The organism is Winogradskyella alexanderae (genome assembly GCF_020166335.1).
GTDB lineage: Bacteria > Bacteroidota > Bacteroidia > Flavobacteriales > Flavobacteriaceae > Winogradskyella > Winogradskyella alexanderae.
The window spans coordinates 469,601-486,683 of sequence record NZ_JAIUJR010000001.1 but is presented as its reverse complement, the minus strand read 5'-3'; the positions used below and the strand labels follow the sequence as shown (position 1 = coordinate 486,683).

The window sequence follows — 17,083 nt, the reverse complement described above, 5'->3', positions numbered from 1 at the left end:
TAATTACATTTCCTGAATGGGCTTACTCATTTTTTACGCCATAGTCTCAATTTTCTTTTCGTTTTTGTGCTCCATATTAGAGGCCGTTTTATTGAGTATTACACCAACATTTATTAATATAAAAAAGAAGGAAGGCAAGGCTTATGCTGAATCCTTAGAAGATCTCAAGAAAGACGTTGACCGTCCACTTATCGCCATTTTAACCCTAAACACCATAGCACACACTGTTGGTGCCATATTGGTTGGTGTACAGGCCAAAGTAGCATATGAAGAGCTATATGGTTCAACAAAAAGAAGTGTCTTTGGCGTTGAATTTACAGAAGATGTTATGGTTGGTGTGGTTTCAACTGTAATGACAATATTAATCCTTGTTGCCTCAGAAATAATTCCAAAAACTATAGGTGCAACCTATTGGAAACAGTTGGCAAACTTTACTGCAAAAGCGCTAAATGTTTTAATTTTTCCACTTAAGTGGACCGGAATTTTGTGGTTGCTCCAATTAACAACAAAGTTAATTGGTGGAAAAGGTCATGGAAGTGTTTTAAGTCGCGAAGGCTTTGTTGCCATGGCAGATATCGCAAAGGAGGAGGGTGTTTTTGAAGAAAGTGAAAGCACAGTGATTAAAAACTTACTGACTTTTAAGGAGGTCCAGGCTAAAGACGTCATGACACCTAGAACCGTCATGAAGACAGAAGATGAAAGCACGACTATTAAGGCATTTTTTGATGTAAACCAAAATATTAGATTCTCCAGAATTCCTGTTTACACTGAAGAATCCGATAACATTACCGGTTTGGTATTAAAAGATGAAGTATTTAAAGAAATGGCCTTAGGTAACGGTACTAAATTACTTTCTGAAATAAAACGGAGTATTATTATCGTAAACCGAAGCATGCCAATTCCTAAGTTATTTGAACAATTAGTTGAAAGCAGAAACCATATGGCGCTCGTTGTGGACGAATATGGTTCCGTGAGTGGTTTAGTAACTATGGAAGACGTTATAGAAACACTACTAGGATTGGAAATTATGGATGAGAGCGATAACGTTTCTGATCTTCAGTTACTAGCTAGAAAAAGCTGGGAGACAAGAGCAAAACGACTTGGTTTGATTGAAAATGACAACCCTGAAAACTGATGCCTCATTGCATAATTGACACACCTATTGGGCTAGCTGAGATTTGTGGAGATGAAAAAGGAATCTCTTCTGTAAAAATTTTAGCCACTAAAGCAGAAAGATCTCAAACTATCCCTCCAGAATTGTATGATTGTGTTTCCCAGTTAAAATCGTACTTCAACAAAACATTGAAAGAGTTCAATCTTCAATTAAACCCCGAAGGAACGGCTTTTCAAAAAAAAGTTTGGAAACAATTACAGTGTATTCCTTTTGGTAAGACTATTTCCTATTTGGAGCTATCTAAACAATTAGGCGACACCAAAGCCATAAGAGCAGTTGCAAGTGCTAATGGTAAAAATCCACTTTGGGTGATTATTCCTTGTCACAGGGTGATAGGATCTGATGGAAGTTTAACAGGATATGCTGGTGGCTTGCAGAGAAAACGATGGCTTTTAAATCATGAAAGCAAATACAAACAGGAAAGTTTATTTAATGTATAAGTCTGGAACAGAACTTTTAAAAAAGTACTTTAAAGTATCTACGATATATAAATACGGGTTCAATTGGTCTCCTATGTATAGAAGGACAACAGCAAAAATCATTGAGGTCAGCGACGATTTACTTTATATTAAAATTAGACTAAAACTCAACTGGAAAAACCGAAATTACGCTGGGACTATGTTTGGTGGAAGTATGTTGGCTGCAACAGATCCTATCTACATGATTCAGCTCATTCAAATCTTGGGAGACAACTATGTAGTTTGGGATAAAGCTGTTGATGCCAAATATAAAAAACCAGCTAAGGGCACAATCTATGGGGAATTCATTTTTACTGAGGAAGAAATTGAAAAAATTAAGGAAAAAATTAAAAACGACAATCAATTAGATATTGTAAAAGCCATGTCGCTTGTAGACGAAAACAATAATACTATTGCTTCATTTAACAAAACACTATACATTGCAGATAAGAAATTCTACAAGAATAAAATAAAAACTCGTAAAAAAACCACTAAGCTTTCTGATCTATGAAATTTTTAAAGAAGACATTAAAATTCATTATTATATTTTTAGTTGTTATCGTTGGGCTACTCTATGTCACTGATACGGATTATCTTTTAAAGGCAGTAAGGACTATTTACTTAAATGGGCACACTACCGCTTTTCTAGAGGACTACAAATACTTTGACAATCAAAAAATTGAAGCAAGTGACAATCCAAAACCATGGCCAAACCATAAAGATTATAACAGTGCAGAAGTAACCCAAAGACTTAAAAACGCCAATAAGGATTGGGGGACAATTGCCTATGTTATTATAAAGAATGATAGTATCTGGTTTGAAGAATATTACGATGGCTTTAATGAAGATTCTAAATCCAACTCCTTCTCCATGGCCAAGAGTTATGTCTCTGGTTTAATGGGTAAAGCAATAGAGGAAGGTTATATTAAGAGTCTTGAACAGCCTGTTTGTGATTTTCTCCCTAATTTTTGTGAAGGAGAAGCTCTAAAAATGACTGTTGGTGATTTATCTAGTATGGCATCTGGCACAAATTGGGACGAACGCTATTACTCACCATTCTCAATAACAACAAGAGCTTATTTTGATGACGATTTGGCTAAAGTCTCCAATGGACTTAAAGTTGTTAAAACCCCTGGTACAGCTTTTAAATATGCTAGTGGTGACACACAAATGCTAGCCATGGTTATAGAAAAAGCAACTGGCAAAAAATTATACAATTATTTTGAAGAAAGTTTCTGGAAACCTTTAGGAAGTGAAAATGATGTGCTTTGGCAGGTGGATAGTGAAGAGCATGATTTAGTAAAAGCATACTGTTGTATTGCCGGTAATGCAAAGGATTTTGCACGCTATGGCAAACTATTTAAAGACTATGGTAAATGGAATGGAAATCAACTCTTGGACTCAAGTTTTGTAGTGAAATCAATCACACCAAGATTTACTGAAAGTCCAGAATATGGTTACGGATGGTGGTTAAAAGATGTTAATGGCAAAAACTTTAAAATGATGCGAGGCCACCTAGGACAATACGTTATAGTGCAACCAGAGGATAATGTTATTATTGTGAGACTGGGACATCAAAAATCTCCAGACGCAGGTATTGGTCAGTTCACAAAAGATATAACGCTTTATATTGAAGAAGCCTATAAAATGCTTGGGCTATGATACGCAAATTAAACCTTGAAAATATCCTATTTCTTGATATTGAGACCGTTCCGGAAACTGAAAATTTCAATGACCTTGATGCCATAAAGCAAAATCTTTGGGAAGCAAAATCACAATATCAAAGAAAAGACGAATTTACTGCCGAAGAATTTTATGACCGCGCGGGAATTTGGGCAGAATTTGGTAAGATTATTTGTATTTCCGTTGGTTATTTTAAACTAAATGGCGAAGAACGGACTTTTAGGGTCACTTCATTTCACGGTGAAGAAGAAAAGATTCTGAAGGATTTTAAAAACCTCGTCATAGCTCATTTTAGCCAAAACAAACATTTACTTTGTGCGCACAACGGAAAGGAATTTGATTTTCCATACATAGCACGTCGCATGATTATTCATAATATCCAATTACCGTACAAGCTCAATCTCTTTGGCAAAAAACCTTGGGAGGTGCCTCATTTGGATACACTCGAGTTATGGAAGTTCGGCGACTATAAAACGTATACTTCTTTAAAACTTCTCACTAATGTTTTAGGCATTCCTTCGCCAAAAGATGATATTGACGGCAGTGAAGTTTATCGGGTTTATTATGAAGAAAAGAACATTGATCGCATTATAAACTATTGCGAAAAAGACACTGTCGCTGTTGCTCAAATTTTACTTAGGCTAAGAGGCGATGAACTTCTGAGTAAAGATGAGATTAAACATATATAAAAAACCCAGAAGAAATCTTCTGGGTTTTTTATACTTATTATTCCTGATTTTTAATAAAGCGTTTAATTATCGTTTTATCTTCACTAATAAAACGTACATGATATACGCCTGCATCAAAGGCACTTACATTAATATTATAATCAGTAAGTTTTCCTTTAGAAACGAGCTGACCAATTGAATTATAAACCTCAAAATTAATATCCTTCAGCTTCGTTCTTACATTTAAGTATTGTCCTTTAACTGGATTTGGAAAAATCTCAACGTCAAAATTCAATTCTCCTGAAGTTGCAACATTGTCAATCTCTCTTGCTGCACCAGATGTGGTTAAATTAATATTATCAATTGCAATGTCTGCTTGCCAAGTACCACCGGTTACTCTATTAAAACGAAGTTGTACACTTCCGCCTGTATAAGCTGAAAGACTTACCGTTTCGGATTGCCAAGAGTTGCCTAAGTTACCTGAACTACTCCAAATACTTACCCAAGACGCACCATCATTATTACTAGCTTCTAGTGAAAGTGTTCCCATATCAGTTGCTCCATATTGATGGTAATTAAAACTAAAATTAGCATCAGATACACTTGATAAATCAAAACAAGGTGAGTTTATTATTGCTTGTTTATTAGGATATCCAACATTATTCCCAGATGCCTCCACATAAATATAGAATGACCCTTGTATTGCACTTGATGGCCCTGTTCCAGAAGATGGTGTACCATTAGCATCAACAGTCCAATTTAAGTCGTCAGCAGTAGATTGTGTCCAAGCACCTAATGTGTTTTCAAATCCTTCGCTGTAAGGGAAAGATGTAATACCGCCTGAACAACCTTCAACAACTGGTACACCTTCTGTTAAACTAACATTATCAATCGCAATATCCGCTTGCCAAGTGCTACCGGTTACTCTATTAAATCGTAATTGTACACTACCACCAACATAAGCATTCAAGTTAACATTAGCTAATTGCCAAGAACTTCCAAGATTACCTGAACTATTCCAGATAGAGATCCAACTAGCACCATCATCATCACTAATTTCAAGATCAATTGTTCCCATATCGGCAGCACCAAACTGATGATAACTAAAATTGAAAGATGCTTCAGAAAGTCCTGATAGATTAAAACAAGGTGAGGTAATTATCGCTCTTTTATTTGGGTATCCTGTTCCATTGCCAGACGCCTCAACATAAATGTAACTTGTCCCTTCAATTGCGCTCGAAGGTCCTGTTCCTGAAGATGGCGTACCATTTGAATTAACAGTCCAATTAATGTCATCTGCGACAGATTGCGTCCAAGCTCCAATTGACCCTTCAAATCCTTCTGAGTAGGGATATGTTGTAATGCCTCCTGAACAGCCAGTAGATAGTTCAGAAACATTAACAGACCTTATAACTTCAGTAGCTACATTCCCAGCATTATCACTCACATTATATTCAACTTGATAGTTTCCAGCAACATTTGTGTTTACGTTGCCTGTAATAATAATGCTTGCTGTTATGTCACCATCAAGATTATCTGTTGCTGTGGCACCTTGTTCCGTATAGGTGTCCCCAACAAATAAATTAACTGTTGACGCTCCAATTAATGTAATAACTGGTGGTGTTGTATCTGCAATTACATTAACTGTTCTTGTAACTTGAGTCGCAGCGTTTCCTGCAGCATCACTAACATTATAATTAACAAAATAGGTTCCTGCTACGGCAGTATTAACGGTTCCTGTAATCACAATGTTTGCACTAATATCGCCATCTATGTTATCCGTTGCCGTTGCTCCTAATTCATTGTAAGTGTCCCCTTCATTCAAGTCTATTGGATTAGCCCCAATTAATGTTATAACAGGTGGTGTTATGTCTGGATTCACATTTACAGTTCTTGTAACTTGGGTAGCCGCATTGCCTGCTGTATCACTGACGTTATAGGTAATTACGTAAGAACCTACTGTATTTGTATCAACAATAGCTCCACCAACAACAATACTAGATGTTAAATCACCATCTATATTATCCGTTGCCGTAGCCCCTTGATCTGTGTAAGAATCGCCTAATTCTAAGTTAATTATTGATGCACCTATCAGAGTTATAACTGGAGGTGTCGTGTCGGCTATTACTGTTACGGTTCTCGTAACTTGTGTAGCCGCATTCCCTGCAGCATCACTTACATTATAGGTCACCACGTAAACGCCAGCAACAGATGTATTCACTACATCACCTCCAATAACTATAGAACTTGAAATATCGCCATCTATATTATCGGTTGCTGTTGCACCTTGTTCTGTATAGGTTTCGCCAACGTTCAAATCGATTGTTGATGCTCCGATTAAGGTAATAACTGGAGGTGTCGTGTCGGCTATTACTGTTACGGTTCTCGTAACTTGTGTAGCCGCATTCCCTGCAGCATCACTAACATTGTAAGTCACGACGTAAACGCCAGCAACAGATGTATTCACTGCATCACCTCCAATAACTATAGAACTTGAAATATCGCCATCTATATTATCGGTTGCTGTTGCACCTTGTTCTGTATAGGTTTCGCCAACATTTAAATCTAAAGTAGCCGGGCCATTCAGAGTAATAACTGGAGGTGTCGTGTCGGCAATTACCGTAATGGTTCTTGTAACTTGCGTTGCCGCATTGCCTGCTGCGTCACTAACATTGTAGGTCACCACATAAACACCTGCTAGTGATGTATTAACAACATCTCCTCCTATTACTATGGAACTTGTAAGGTCGCCATCAACATTGTCGGTTGCTGTTGCACCCTGTTCTGTATAGGTTTCCCCAACATTTAAATCTAAAGTAGCCGGGCCATTCAGAGTAATAACTGGAGGTGTAACGTCAGGACCAGAAGTTGTCAAAGCAATAGCATCAATAGCAATATCAGCCTGCCAAGTACTTCCCACAAATCTGTTAAATCGAAGTTGAACACCACTACCTACATAGCTATCTAAGCTAACACTTTGGCTATTCCATTGGTTGCCTTGATTACCAGACTGACTCCAGATACTGGTCCATGTAGCACCCTCATCATTAGTGATTTCTAAATCAATAGTTCCCATATCTGTAGCACCAAACATATGATACTGGAAATCAAAAGAAGCAGATGCTACTCCATTAAGGTCAAAACAAGGTGATGTAATTATTGCTCGTTTATTAGGATAGCCTGTACCGTTTCCTGAAGCCTCAACATATATATAGCTTGATCCTTGAATAGCACTAGATGGTCCTGTATTATTTGAAGGGGTTGTACCTGAATTTACGGTCCAATCCAAATCATCTCCAGTATTTTGTGACCATAATCCAATACTTCCTTCAAATCCTTCGTTGTAAGGATATGTTGATATACCACCTGAACATCCATTCGAAGGTTCATTTACATTTACTGTTCTAGTAACCTCAGTAGCCGCATTACCTGCGGCATCGCTGACATTATAGGTAACGATATAAGTACCAAGAGTATTTGTATCAACTGTATCACCTCCAATTATAACATTTGCAGAAATATCACCATCAACATTGTCGTTGGCAGATGCTCCCAACTCTGTATATGTACCGCCTAATGTTAGGTCTATTGGAGAAGCTCCATTTAAGGTAATGACAGGTGGTGTAGTATCTGGCCCACTTCCTTCTATTACAATGGTATAGTCTTCAACTTCACCATATGTGAATGAATCGCAAGGTCCAACATTGGCATTGTAACTCAACGTAACCCGCATTCTAGTAGAATTCTCTGTAGCGCCTGCAGGAACCGTAAAATTACCACTTACAGGAGTAGCCTGTGTTGGTGCTTGTGTAAAGACTTGTTCGCCGGCATCAATAAAATCACCATCTCGGTTATAATCGATCCAAACTGAGTATCCCTCGGCATAAACCGTTCCAGTCCAAGTTGGTGTAATTGTAACTGTATATTGTGTTCCTTTTGTAAGCGTTGTTGAAATACTTGTAAAATCAGAATAGAATTGACCTCCTGATGAATTATCAATTGTATTTAATTGAACTCTACTAATAAACTCATCGTTAACATTTGTACTTGCAGAGTTGCAATAGTTAAGTTGCACATCGGTAGTAGTGAAATTTATTAATCCGCTATAAGCAGATGTTGCTCCACCTGCACACTTACTTCTTACTTGCGCTTCATATTGGGTTAATGTGGTTAATCCACTCAAAGAAGATGAGATGCCTGAAACTGATTCTGTAGTCCATGTTGAGGTACCAACTTGTCTATATCTTAAATCATAACTTGCGCCTGGAACAGCATTCCAACTTAATGTAGCGGTTGTTGCGCCAACATTTGAAGCTGCTAAACCAGTTGGAACGGTTGCATTGCACACTACTGGTGGTCCAATAGTAAAATTGGTATTGGAAATATCGAAGAAAATATTATTTGCTCCCTTAACCATTACTCTATTCTGATTCCCCTGATTGTTTGGCACTACAATATCGTGCGAACCATCATTAGGAACACCTGTTGCTAAAGTTATAGGATACGTATCACCACCATCTGTTGACAAGAAGATATCAACATTAGCAGCATTTACACTGTTTCCTGTAGTCCCAGCTACATTCCATGTTACAGTTCTGGTTGTACCTGCATCCCAAGTAACATTAGTGTTTGGTGAATTGACCACAAAGGGGCCAGCATTAGCGGTCACGGAAACAACTACATCATCACTGTTATTGGTGCCACCTCCTGCTTGATTATCTCTAACTGTTAACCTAAAGGTCATATTGCGAGAAACATTTGGTACTGCTTCCCATTGCCAAGATGTGGCACCAGTTTTTACAGTAGCTAATCTTGGAAAGTATCGCTTAGTATCTGTGGTTGGGGTAAAAGATCTAAATGCAGTTCCAGATGTATTATTCACACTGGGATTAGTGGTTGTTGGCGAGCCAACATCAAATTGTTCCCAACAATAAGTTAGTACATCGCCCGTGTCAGCATCTGTTGCTGTACCATCCAAAACAAAAGGTGTTCCTGCAGGAATTGTATGGTTTGGCCCTGCATTAACAACTGGAACAGCATTACCAGTTGCAGTATTTGTTTGGCATGATGTAGTTTTAATGTAATCTGTAATTTGTTGTACAGAAGCTGCGTGAAAATAAGGATCGCTATTTGATTGTACATCAGTAGCACCAGTGATACCGGCATAACCCATTATTGTAGATCCACTACCTGGCTCCATCTGAGCCCCAGTGCCTTCATTACTAAATGTAAAAGTATGGTTACCGCCAAATTGATGGCCCATTTCGTGAGCTACATAATCCACATCGAATGGATCGCCCTCTGGTATGGTTAAAGAGGTCCATCCACTGCCTTTTTGACCGTTTACACAAACGCAACCAATACAACCTGCATTACCATTATTTTGAAGGTTGGCAAATAAATGGCCAATGTCATAATTGGACTCTCCAATAACACTTGTCAAGGTATTTTGCAGTTGTGAGTTATAGTTACTTGTTGTATTACCATAGGGATCGGTAGCAGTATTTGTATAAATTACATCATCTGTGTTGGCAATGAGAACCATAGTAACATTAAAATCAGTTTCGTAAATACCATTTACGCGAGTCATCGTGGTATTTATTGCCGCGAGTGCTTGTGCCTTTGTACCACCGTGAAACTGTGTATATTCTCCAGTTGCAGAAACAACCAATCTATAAGTTCGTAAAATACCATCATCGGCATTTCTTAATGCTGTACCAGAACTCATTGAAGAATTTATGTGGTCTGTAACCTGGCACTCAAAGTTGTCATTGTAATCTATTCTTTCACGTCTATTAAACACGATATAGCTATTGGAATTGCGTGCTATAGGCTCGATAAAAGTACTTGGTCCATGGCCAGATAAAATCATAGCATTAAATCCTTGAGGTGTAATACTAAACCTAATCACTGATGACGCATCGTCGACACCCTGACCTACATAAGATCTAATATTTGGATATCTTGCCTGTAGATCCGGATGCATTACAGAAGCTTCCATAATAGCAAAACGTTCCAATGTTCCTTCAGAATTAGGGAACGATAAAACAACATTTGAGCTGGTGGCATTAGAGTTACGGTCAGGAGCATTCACTAGTGCTTGCCTCAGCGCTTGGGTATCCAAACTAAATGTTTGATACGACTTTAATGATTGATGGCTCGGTTTTGTAATAGTGTTATTGCGCAAATTTTGCTGTTGCCAGAACACTTTTGATTGAGCCCAATTGAGGGATGTACTCATTACTAGAATGAGTAAAAGTAATTTTACTTTCATAATGGCTAGGGTTATAAATTTATTAATAGCATTCCGTAACAAAGTAGTTAATTTTCTTTAACATACTTTTAAGAAAGATAAAATTTGTTAGATTGACTCTATAAATTGCGGAAAAACCGTAACGATATGTCAGTTTTTTCTTTAGCCTATAAAAAAAGGCCCAGATTTAAGTCTAGGCCTTTCTCTAAATTATTGAAATAAAATTATTTGATTATTAGTTTTTTAGTAATTGCTGTTGAACTGTTCTGTAATTTCACCAAGTACACACCACTCATAAACCCTGTTGTATTAATTTTATTAATTGAGTTATTCGTTTTTAGAGTTGTGTTTAATATTTCACGCCCTTGTATATCATATAAATAAAGTGCTGTTTTTGAATTTAATTGCCCTTTAATTATAATCTCTTCCAAATCATTATCATTATAAATTTGAATGCGATCTAAGGACGATTCATTGGTAGAAAGAACATCTGCATTAAATCTCAAATAGAATCTCCCAATATCTGATATATTAGAATCCGCAGTGAATGTATACTCAGAATTATTCAACAATGTGAATGAATTCTCTTGGGTATCCTCTAAAAATATATCAAAAGATGCATCAGAATTTGTCATTCTTATTGTTGCTTGTTCACCTTGGTTTAGACTTAATCCAACAGGTATTATCACTCCGTTTGAAACATCATTAAAAGAGATCGATTGTATTGCTATATCTGTTCCTGTATTATCCTCTGCAAGCTCAGTGTATATAGAAAAATCAGAAGGTGCGCCTCCAAAATGTTCAGCATCGTAACCTAAATCAAGACCAGCACTAGCATTGTCTGTGAAATACAATTCTGTTTCATAAGAATCGCTTCCTTTTACAATTTCAAAAACAGAGTGCGCAATTGTTGAGGTATTGTTTCTACCAGCAATAAAATCATCAGAATTACCTGCTGTTCTCATGGTAGACTCAAAAGTAATATTAACATTAGAGCCTGTTCTTGCAGACACAAAGAATCCTTGACCTGGTGCTATTAAAGAACCAGGATTTGCATCAGAATAGGCAAAATTCCAAATAGCCCAATTGCTACCATTAGAATCGTCTGCGTCGTAACCATAAACCGCCGCACTAGAAGGGTCCAGTTCACCAATGTTTGTCGTCAAGAAATCCGATAATCTAATATATGAGGTATAAGGGTTTCCTATAAGATTCCACTGTGTATAGGTCGTACCTGTTCTCTCTATAGGTACAACGAGATCACTGGTCGTAACGGTCCCAGTAAATTCAAACGTTCCATCATCGGTTGATGCTGCTCTATAACCTTTACCCGCAACTAAAGTTGCCGTTTCAGTATTTGAATACAGTTGATATTGATTTGAAGGTTTTTCGAAATCTCCAAACAAGAATAAAGTTTGGGTGCCATTCGCAAACACGTTATTATTATTGGATAAGAAATCTACAAACGTTTCGCCACTAACTGGAGGAGCAATTAAATCATTATCATCTGTATTAGAGTTAACATGACGATGGTATTTTACATCTCCAGTTACATTGCCAGTAACCAATAAACTTGAGAACTCGTTTGAATCTGAATTTAAAACTAAAATACCGTTCGCTGCAACATTACCATTAACCGTAATTGCATTAGCTTTATCTAAATTTAATGTGGCGCCAGTGTTTATCGTTAAATTATTGACTTCAAAATTTGTATTCGCGTTAAATGTCCCATCTAATATAAGAACATTTTCTGATCCAGTAGTAGCATCTGGTGCATTAGGATACCAAGTACCACTTGTATAAAGCAACCCATCATATAGATATAGACTGTAATCTTCAACTTCACCATAGTTGAAGTCTTCGCACGGGTCTGTCTGTAAGGTACCTAATCCTCCTATATACTTCATTATTACACGCATCGTTGTATTCCCTGTGCTAGCTGATAATGGGACACTAAAGGTGTTTGAAATTGGTGTGTTTTGATTAGCTCCATCTTCTAATATTTTTTCAGAAACCTCAAAGGTTCCATTTTTATTAAAATCAATCCATACAGATACAGCTTCGTTATAAACATTATTCCAATATTTTGAAACTGAAATAGTATTACCTGTACTTCCTAATTGAATTGGATCAAAAATGAATGACCCTGTAAAATCAGAGTAACCTGAAGAAGTTCCACTACCAGAAGGCGAAGTATCATTTGTTATAGAATTCAACGTGACTCCACCTATATACTCGTCAGCAATACTTGCACCGCTAGCGGTACAGTATGTTAAATCAGTTGTTGTAAAGTTTACTGATGCTGTATATGCAGATGTCGCTGTTGTACATCTTGTCCTTACCTGTACCTCATAATCTGTTGTTGGTGTTAAACCAGTAATGGCGTAGCTTGGTGATGCCAAATCCGTGACTTCAATCCAAGTAGAAGAAAGGGTTTCTTTATATCTTATGTCGTAAGTAGCAGATGGTATATTGTCCCAGTTTGCATCTGCTCCTGACGCGGTTATAGATGCTACCGCTAAACCTGATGGTACGGTTGTAGCACAAGGAATAGTCAGACCAATAATTTTAAAATCATCAATAAAGAACCCATCTAAGGTACTTGTATAATTCTCCATTACATTGGCACCATCAGTTCTAAAATTAAAGCGTAATCTTACATTACTCGAGTTTAAGATAGAAGCATATGTATTGTCTATAACATATTCTTCCATTACCCAGTTATCCATACGATCTGCGTCATAAATTTGACCACCACTATTATTTTGAAAGTTTGCAAATGTGCCACTTTTGTTATCGTGGTTAGTCGTAAAACTTGTGGCATTAGGCTTAGTGTATTTTCCACAAAGCGTTACCCAGTTGCTTCCTCCATCAGGTGAAGCAAGAAATTCCACATAATCGTAGTTTCGCTCAATATCCCATTTTGTATAAAACTGAATAGATACTTCTGAGGAGTTGGAAAAATCATAACTACTCGCTGTAGTTAATGTTTTATTATTATTTGTAGAATAAGTACCCGTGTTTATAGATGTACTACCTGAATAAGCGTCTGCTGTCGTCGTCGCCCAACCGCCAGATTGCGTCCATCCTGTAAGTCCATCATTATCTGGATTTTGATTAAATAATACGGTAGGTTGGTAGTATTTTTCAAAGTTAGCTTCATAAATAATACCATTGTCATTAATAAGCTTTACGTTATATTCTATCTTATCATTGGGTGAAATCCCAGGATCTAATTCTAAAGTTGCCGTAACGCTTCTTTGCTCTAAAACCGGTATACCGGTTTGTGTAGCAGGTGAGTTAATACTAACAATGTTCGTGGAAACAGGTGTTACAGTTACTGTAAAATCACTATCTGCTTGACCAATACGTTCTATGCCAAAATCTAAATTCGAGTTTAAACTTGAAATATCACTCTGAGTAAGATCATGCAACTTAGCATATTTGCCACCATAATAAGCTGTTGCCAGCGAAACACGCATAGAGCGTTTGGCAATAGGTACAATATTAGATAAACTTGGCCAGAAACCACCTTCGCTTGAACCACCGTGTTCGGGTGTTGTGGCTAATACAGCCTGATTAAAACCGGTAGAACCATTGTTATCGGGTGCACCACCAAGCATCCAATCATCTGGTATTCCGTTTGACTCATAAAATATGGTTGCACCATACAAATATCTATTGTAACGACTCATTTCTTCATGCCATCTATGAAATTCGTCCTCTCGACCAGAATTCAAAGTAGGTACACCTCCGTAAGGGTGTGGTAATGAGTTTGTAAATGAGTGGTTCCATACACCAGTCTCAAAATTTCTGCTAGATATGAAGTCAACCATGATTTGGGTTTCTGGTTCAGAGGCCGGAGAAGGTCCTCTATATGTTCCACTAGACTGCGTACCAGAAGATCCTATATTATTCAATCCCCAATAGTAATCAAAGTTTCTATTTAAATCGACCCCTCTATCAGGAGTAGTGTTTGTAGTAGGGCCGGTATTAGGTCTTAGATTTTTACGTTGCATTCCTCCACCGCCAGGGCTTAAGTGTTCATTCCACCTAAGTCCGTCAGGGTTAACAACAGGTACAAAATATAATTCATTATTGTCAACCAGCTCCTTAATAGCATCATCGGTCTCATAATTTTCTATGATATACCACATAAAATAAATGTTGTTCATAAGAGCACTCAACTCTCTTGAATGTATCATAGAAGTAAATAATATCTGTGGTTTTGTTCCTTCTGGTGTAGAATCTTCGTTTCCTGTAATTCTTACATACCAGATTGTTTCAGGGTTCCAACGTGTTGTTCCTTGGCCACTATAAGTTAATCCGTTATTAGTAATCGTACCACTAGGATTTCCCCAGGTAGTTTGATTTGTTGGTGAAGCATCTTGTTTTTGTGAGACAATATTCAGGCTATTGGATTGAGAATATGTATACATATTATCTAACTCAGCCTTCATTTCGCTCAAAGTTAAGCAACCACCCATACTACCAAAATTAAAATTACTCGGTACAGCCCAATCAATTTCATCACAACCTGTGTATTGTATGGCATTATCAAAAACTACATTCGAAACTGAACTCTTTGCAATGTTAGTAGCACGTGCTTTTTCTGCTTTAAGTAACGCTTTTGCACGAGGCAATTCATTACTTGCTCTTTCGGCATAAAAACTTGTAAGATCATCTTGTAATACTGTATAACTTATACCACGTTGCTCTAATTGCAGTTTTTCGCGGTCTGAAATTTCTACAATAAGATCATGGTTATGATGACTACTGCCACAGTTAAGATCTATACCAAGCTTTTGAATACTTAAAACTTGATTTTGAGTTGGATTAGAAATCCTAACCCTAGAATATTTTTCTTGTGAATAAGAATTTTGTAGCGCAAACAAAAGCACTAACATTAAGTAGGTAAAGTTTCTCATTAGTTTGGGGTTAATAATGAAATTAATAGGGTGCTAATATATACTTTTATTTGAATTTTTATCCATAAAATGCATATTTATTCGATGAAATGCATATTTGTAGATCTTGTTAATTTCTAAATACATGCTTATCAACAGTTTACAATTTTATTATACTTTTAGAATTTTTACATAACCCTGTGAAAATGGGTTGCTTATACTTTATTATTTTTACATCTAAGCATGAATAATCCCATTTTATTAAAGGTAAAAGCGCTCTCTATTTCATTTTATAATAATGAAACAGAAGCTGATATTCTAAAAAATATAAGCTTTAGAATACTAGAGAATTCAATAACGGCTATCGTAGGAGAATCCGGATCAGGTAAGTCTATAACTTCACTTTCTGTTATGGGCTTGTTGCCCGCTAAAATTTCCAGAATTAAATCAGGTTCAATCCAATTTAATGGCACTGAACTTGTTGGTTTATCAGAAGAAACGTATCAATCTTTAAGAGGGAACGAAATAGCGATGATTTTTCAGGAACCAATGAGCTCATTGAACCCATCGATGCGCTGCGGCAAACAAGTAGAAGAAATCCTAAGGCGACATACCAACCTAAGCCAAAACGAAATAAAAGCGCAAGTACTAGAGCTTTTTGATAAGGTAAAGCTTCCTGAGTCAAACAGAATCTACAATGCCTACCCACATCAAATATCTGGTGGACAAAAACAACGTGTTATGATAGCTATGGCAATTGCCTGTAAGCCAAAACTATTGATCGCCGACGAACCCACTACAGCGCTCGATGTAACCGTGCAGAAGGACATCTTAGACTTGTTAAAGTCAATACAAAAAGAAACAAAAATGAGCATTTTGTTTATATCGCACGATTTGTCGGTTGTGTCTGAATTTGCTGAAAATGTAATTGTAATGTATAATGGTGAAATTGTTGAAAAGGGTAATACCAAAAAAGTCTTTAAATCACCTTCGCACAATTATACAAAAGCGCTACTTAATGCAAGACCTTCTACAGAAATAAGGTTTAAACGATTGCCTACTATTAAGGATTACATACAAGGGAACTTAAGTAATGAAATTATCACAAATGCTCAACGCTCAAAATTGCACCATGATTTGTACAATCAGGAGCCTCTCTTAGAAATAAATAACTTAGAAAAAGCATATTTTAAAAAGACAGGATGGTTCTCAAAACAAAATACATTTAAGGCAGTTAATGATGTTAGTTTTAAGGTTTATCCTGGGGAAACATTAGGGCTAGTTGGCGAATCTGGATGTGGTAAGTCCACCTTGGGTAATGCCATTCTCCATTTAGATAAGGCAACTTCAGGTAAAATAAAGTATAAAGGAAAAGATATTACCAACCTGAATAAAACCGAATTAAGGACTATAAGAAAGGAAATTCAAATCATTTTTCAAGATCCTTATGCATCACTAAATCCAAGACTCATGATAGGTGAAGCTATTATGGAACCCATGAGAGTTCATGGTATTGGTAAAAACAATAACGAACGTAAACAAAAAGTTCTAAACATTCTCGAGAAAGTAGGTTTACAAAAGGATAGCTTTAATAGATATCCACATGAATTTTCTGGCGGCCAACGTCAACGTATTGGTATTGCTCGGACAATTGCCTTACAACCCAAATTAATAATCTGTGATGAGTCTGTTTCCGCTCTAGATATATCGGTACAAGCCCAAGTATTAAATCTACTTAGTGATCTAAAAGAACAATTTAAATTTACCTATATATTTATATCCCATGATCTTGCTGTAGTTAAGTATATGGCAGATCAATTATTGGTAATGAATGCTGGTAAAATAGAGGAGATTGGTGATGCAGATGCTATTTTTAATTCACCTAGTAAGAGTTATACCAAAAAATTAATTGACGCTATTCCTAAAGGATAAAAAAATTC

Annotated in this window: 8 protein-coding genes; 6 read left to right on the top strand and 2 right to left on the bottom strand. The window is 36.8% G+C overall.

Features of this window, described 5'->3' with window-relative positions; translation table 11 throughout:
* Positions 1-16: 16 nt before the first annotated feature.
* From LBU54_RS02125 to LBU54_RS02105, 5 genes are read left to right on the top strand one after another with little or no spacing between them, the layout of a single operon-like run.
* Positions 17-1,135 (top strand): CNNM domain-containing protein, encoded by a 1,119-nt coding sequence (locus LBU54_RS02125; protein WP_224525037.1) that lies wholly within the window; start codon positions 17-19, stop codon positions 1,133-1,135.
* Positions 1,135-1,614 (top strand): methylated-DNA--[protein]-cysteine S-methyltransferase, encoded by a 480-nt coding sequence (locus tag LBU54_RS02120; RefSeq protein ID WP_224525033.1) that lies wholly within the window; start codon positions 1,135-1,137, stop codon positions 1,612-1,614. Before LBU54_RS02125 ends, LBU54_RS02120 begins: the two co-directional genes overlap by 1 nt.
* Positions 1,574-2,143 carry a DUF4442 domain-containing protein gene (locus tag LBU54_RS02115; RefSeq protein ID WP_224525030.1) on the top strand — a complete coding sequence of 190 codons (570 nt, stop codon included), beginning with the start codon at positions 1,574-1,576 and terminating at the stop codon, positions 2,141-2,143. The genes LBU54_RS02120 and LBU54_RS02115 overlap by 41 nt, the downstream gene beginning before the upstream one ends.
* Positions 2,140-3,294 carry a serine hydrolase domain-containing protein gene (locus LBU54_RS02110; protein ID WP_224525026.1) on the top strand — a complete coding sequence of 385 codons (1,155 nt, stop codon included), beginning with the start codon at positions 2,140-2,142 and terminating at the stop codon, positions 3,292-3,294. Before LBU54_RS02115 ends, LBU54_RS02110 begins: the two co-directional genes overlap by 4 nt.
* A complete protein-coding gene (locus tag LBU54_RS02105; RefSeq protein ID WP_224525023.1) occupies positions 3,291-4,004 on the top strand; it encodes a 3'-5' exonuclease in 714 nt (237 codons plus the stop codon). Before LBU54_RS02110 ends, LBU54_RS02105 begins: the two co-directional genes overlap by 4 nt.
* A 37-nt stretch (positions 4,005-4,041) precedes the next feature.
* On the opposite strand, the gene LBU54_RS02100 is transcribed toward LBU54_RS02105, so the two are convergent.
* Positions 4,042-10,257, bottom strand: a complete 6,216-nt coding sequence (locus LBU54_RS02100; RefSeq protein WP_224525006.1) for an immunoglobulin-like domain-containing protein — start codon at positions 10,255-10,257, stop codon at positions 4,042-4,044.
* A 203-nt stretch (positions 10,258-10,460) separates the two neighbouring features.
* The gene (locus LBU54_RS02095; RefSeq protein ID WP_224525003.1) at positions 10,461-15,164 is read right to left on the bottom strand and encodes a M14 family zinc carboxypeptidase; all 4,704 of its coding nucleotides are present in this window, start codon (positions 15,162-15,164) and stop codon (positions 10,461-10,463) included.
* 222 nt (positions 15,165-15,386) lie between these two features.
* Here LBU54_RS02095 and LBU54_RS02090 point away from each other — a divergent pair, with 222 nt between their 5' ends.
* Positions 15,387-17,075, top strand: a complete 1,689-nt coding sequence (locus LBU54_RS02090; RefSeq protein WP_224525001.1) for an ABC transporter ATP-binding protein — start codon at positions 15,387-15,389, stop codon at positions 17,073-17,075.
* Positions 17,076-17,083: the final 8 nt, after the last annotated feature.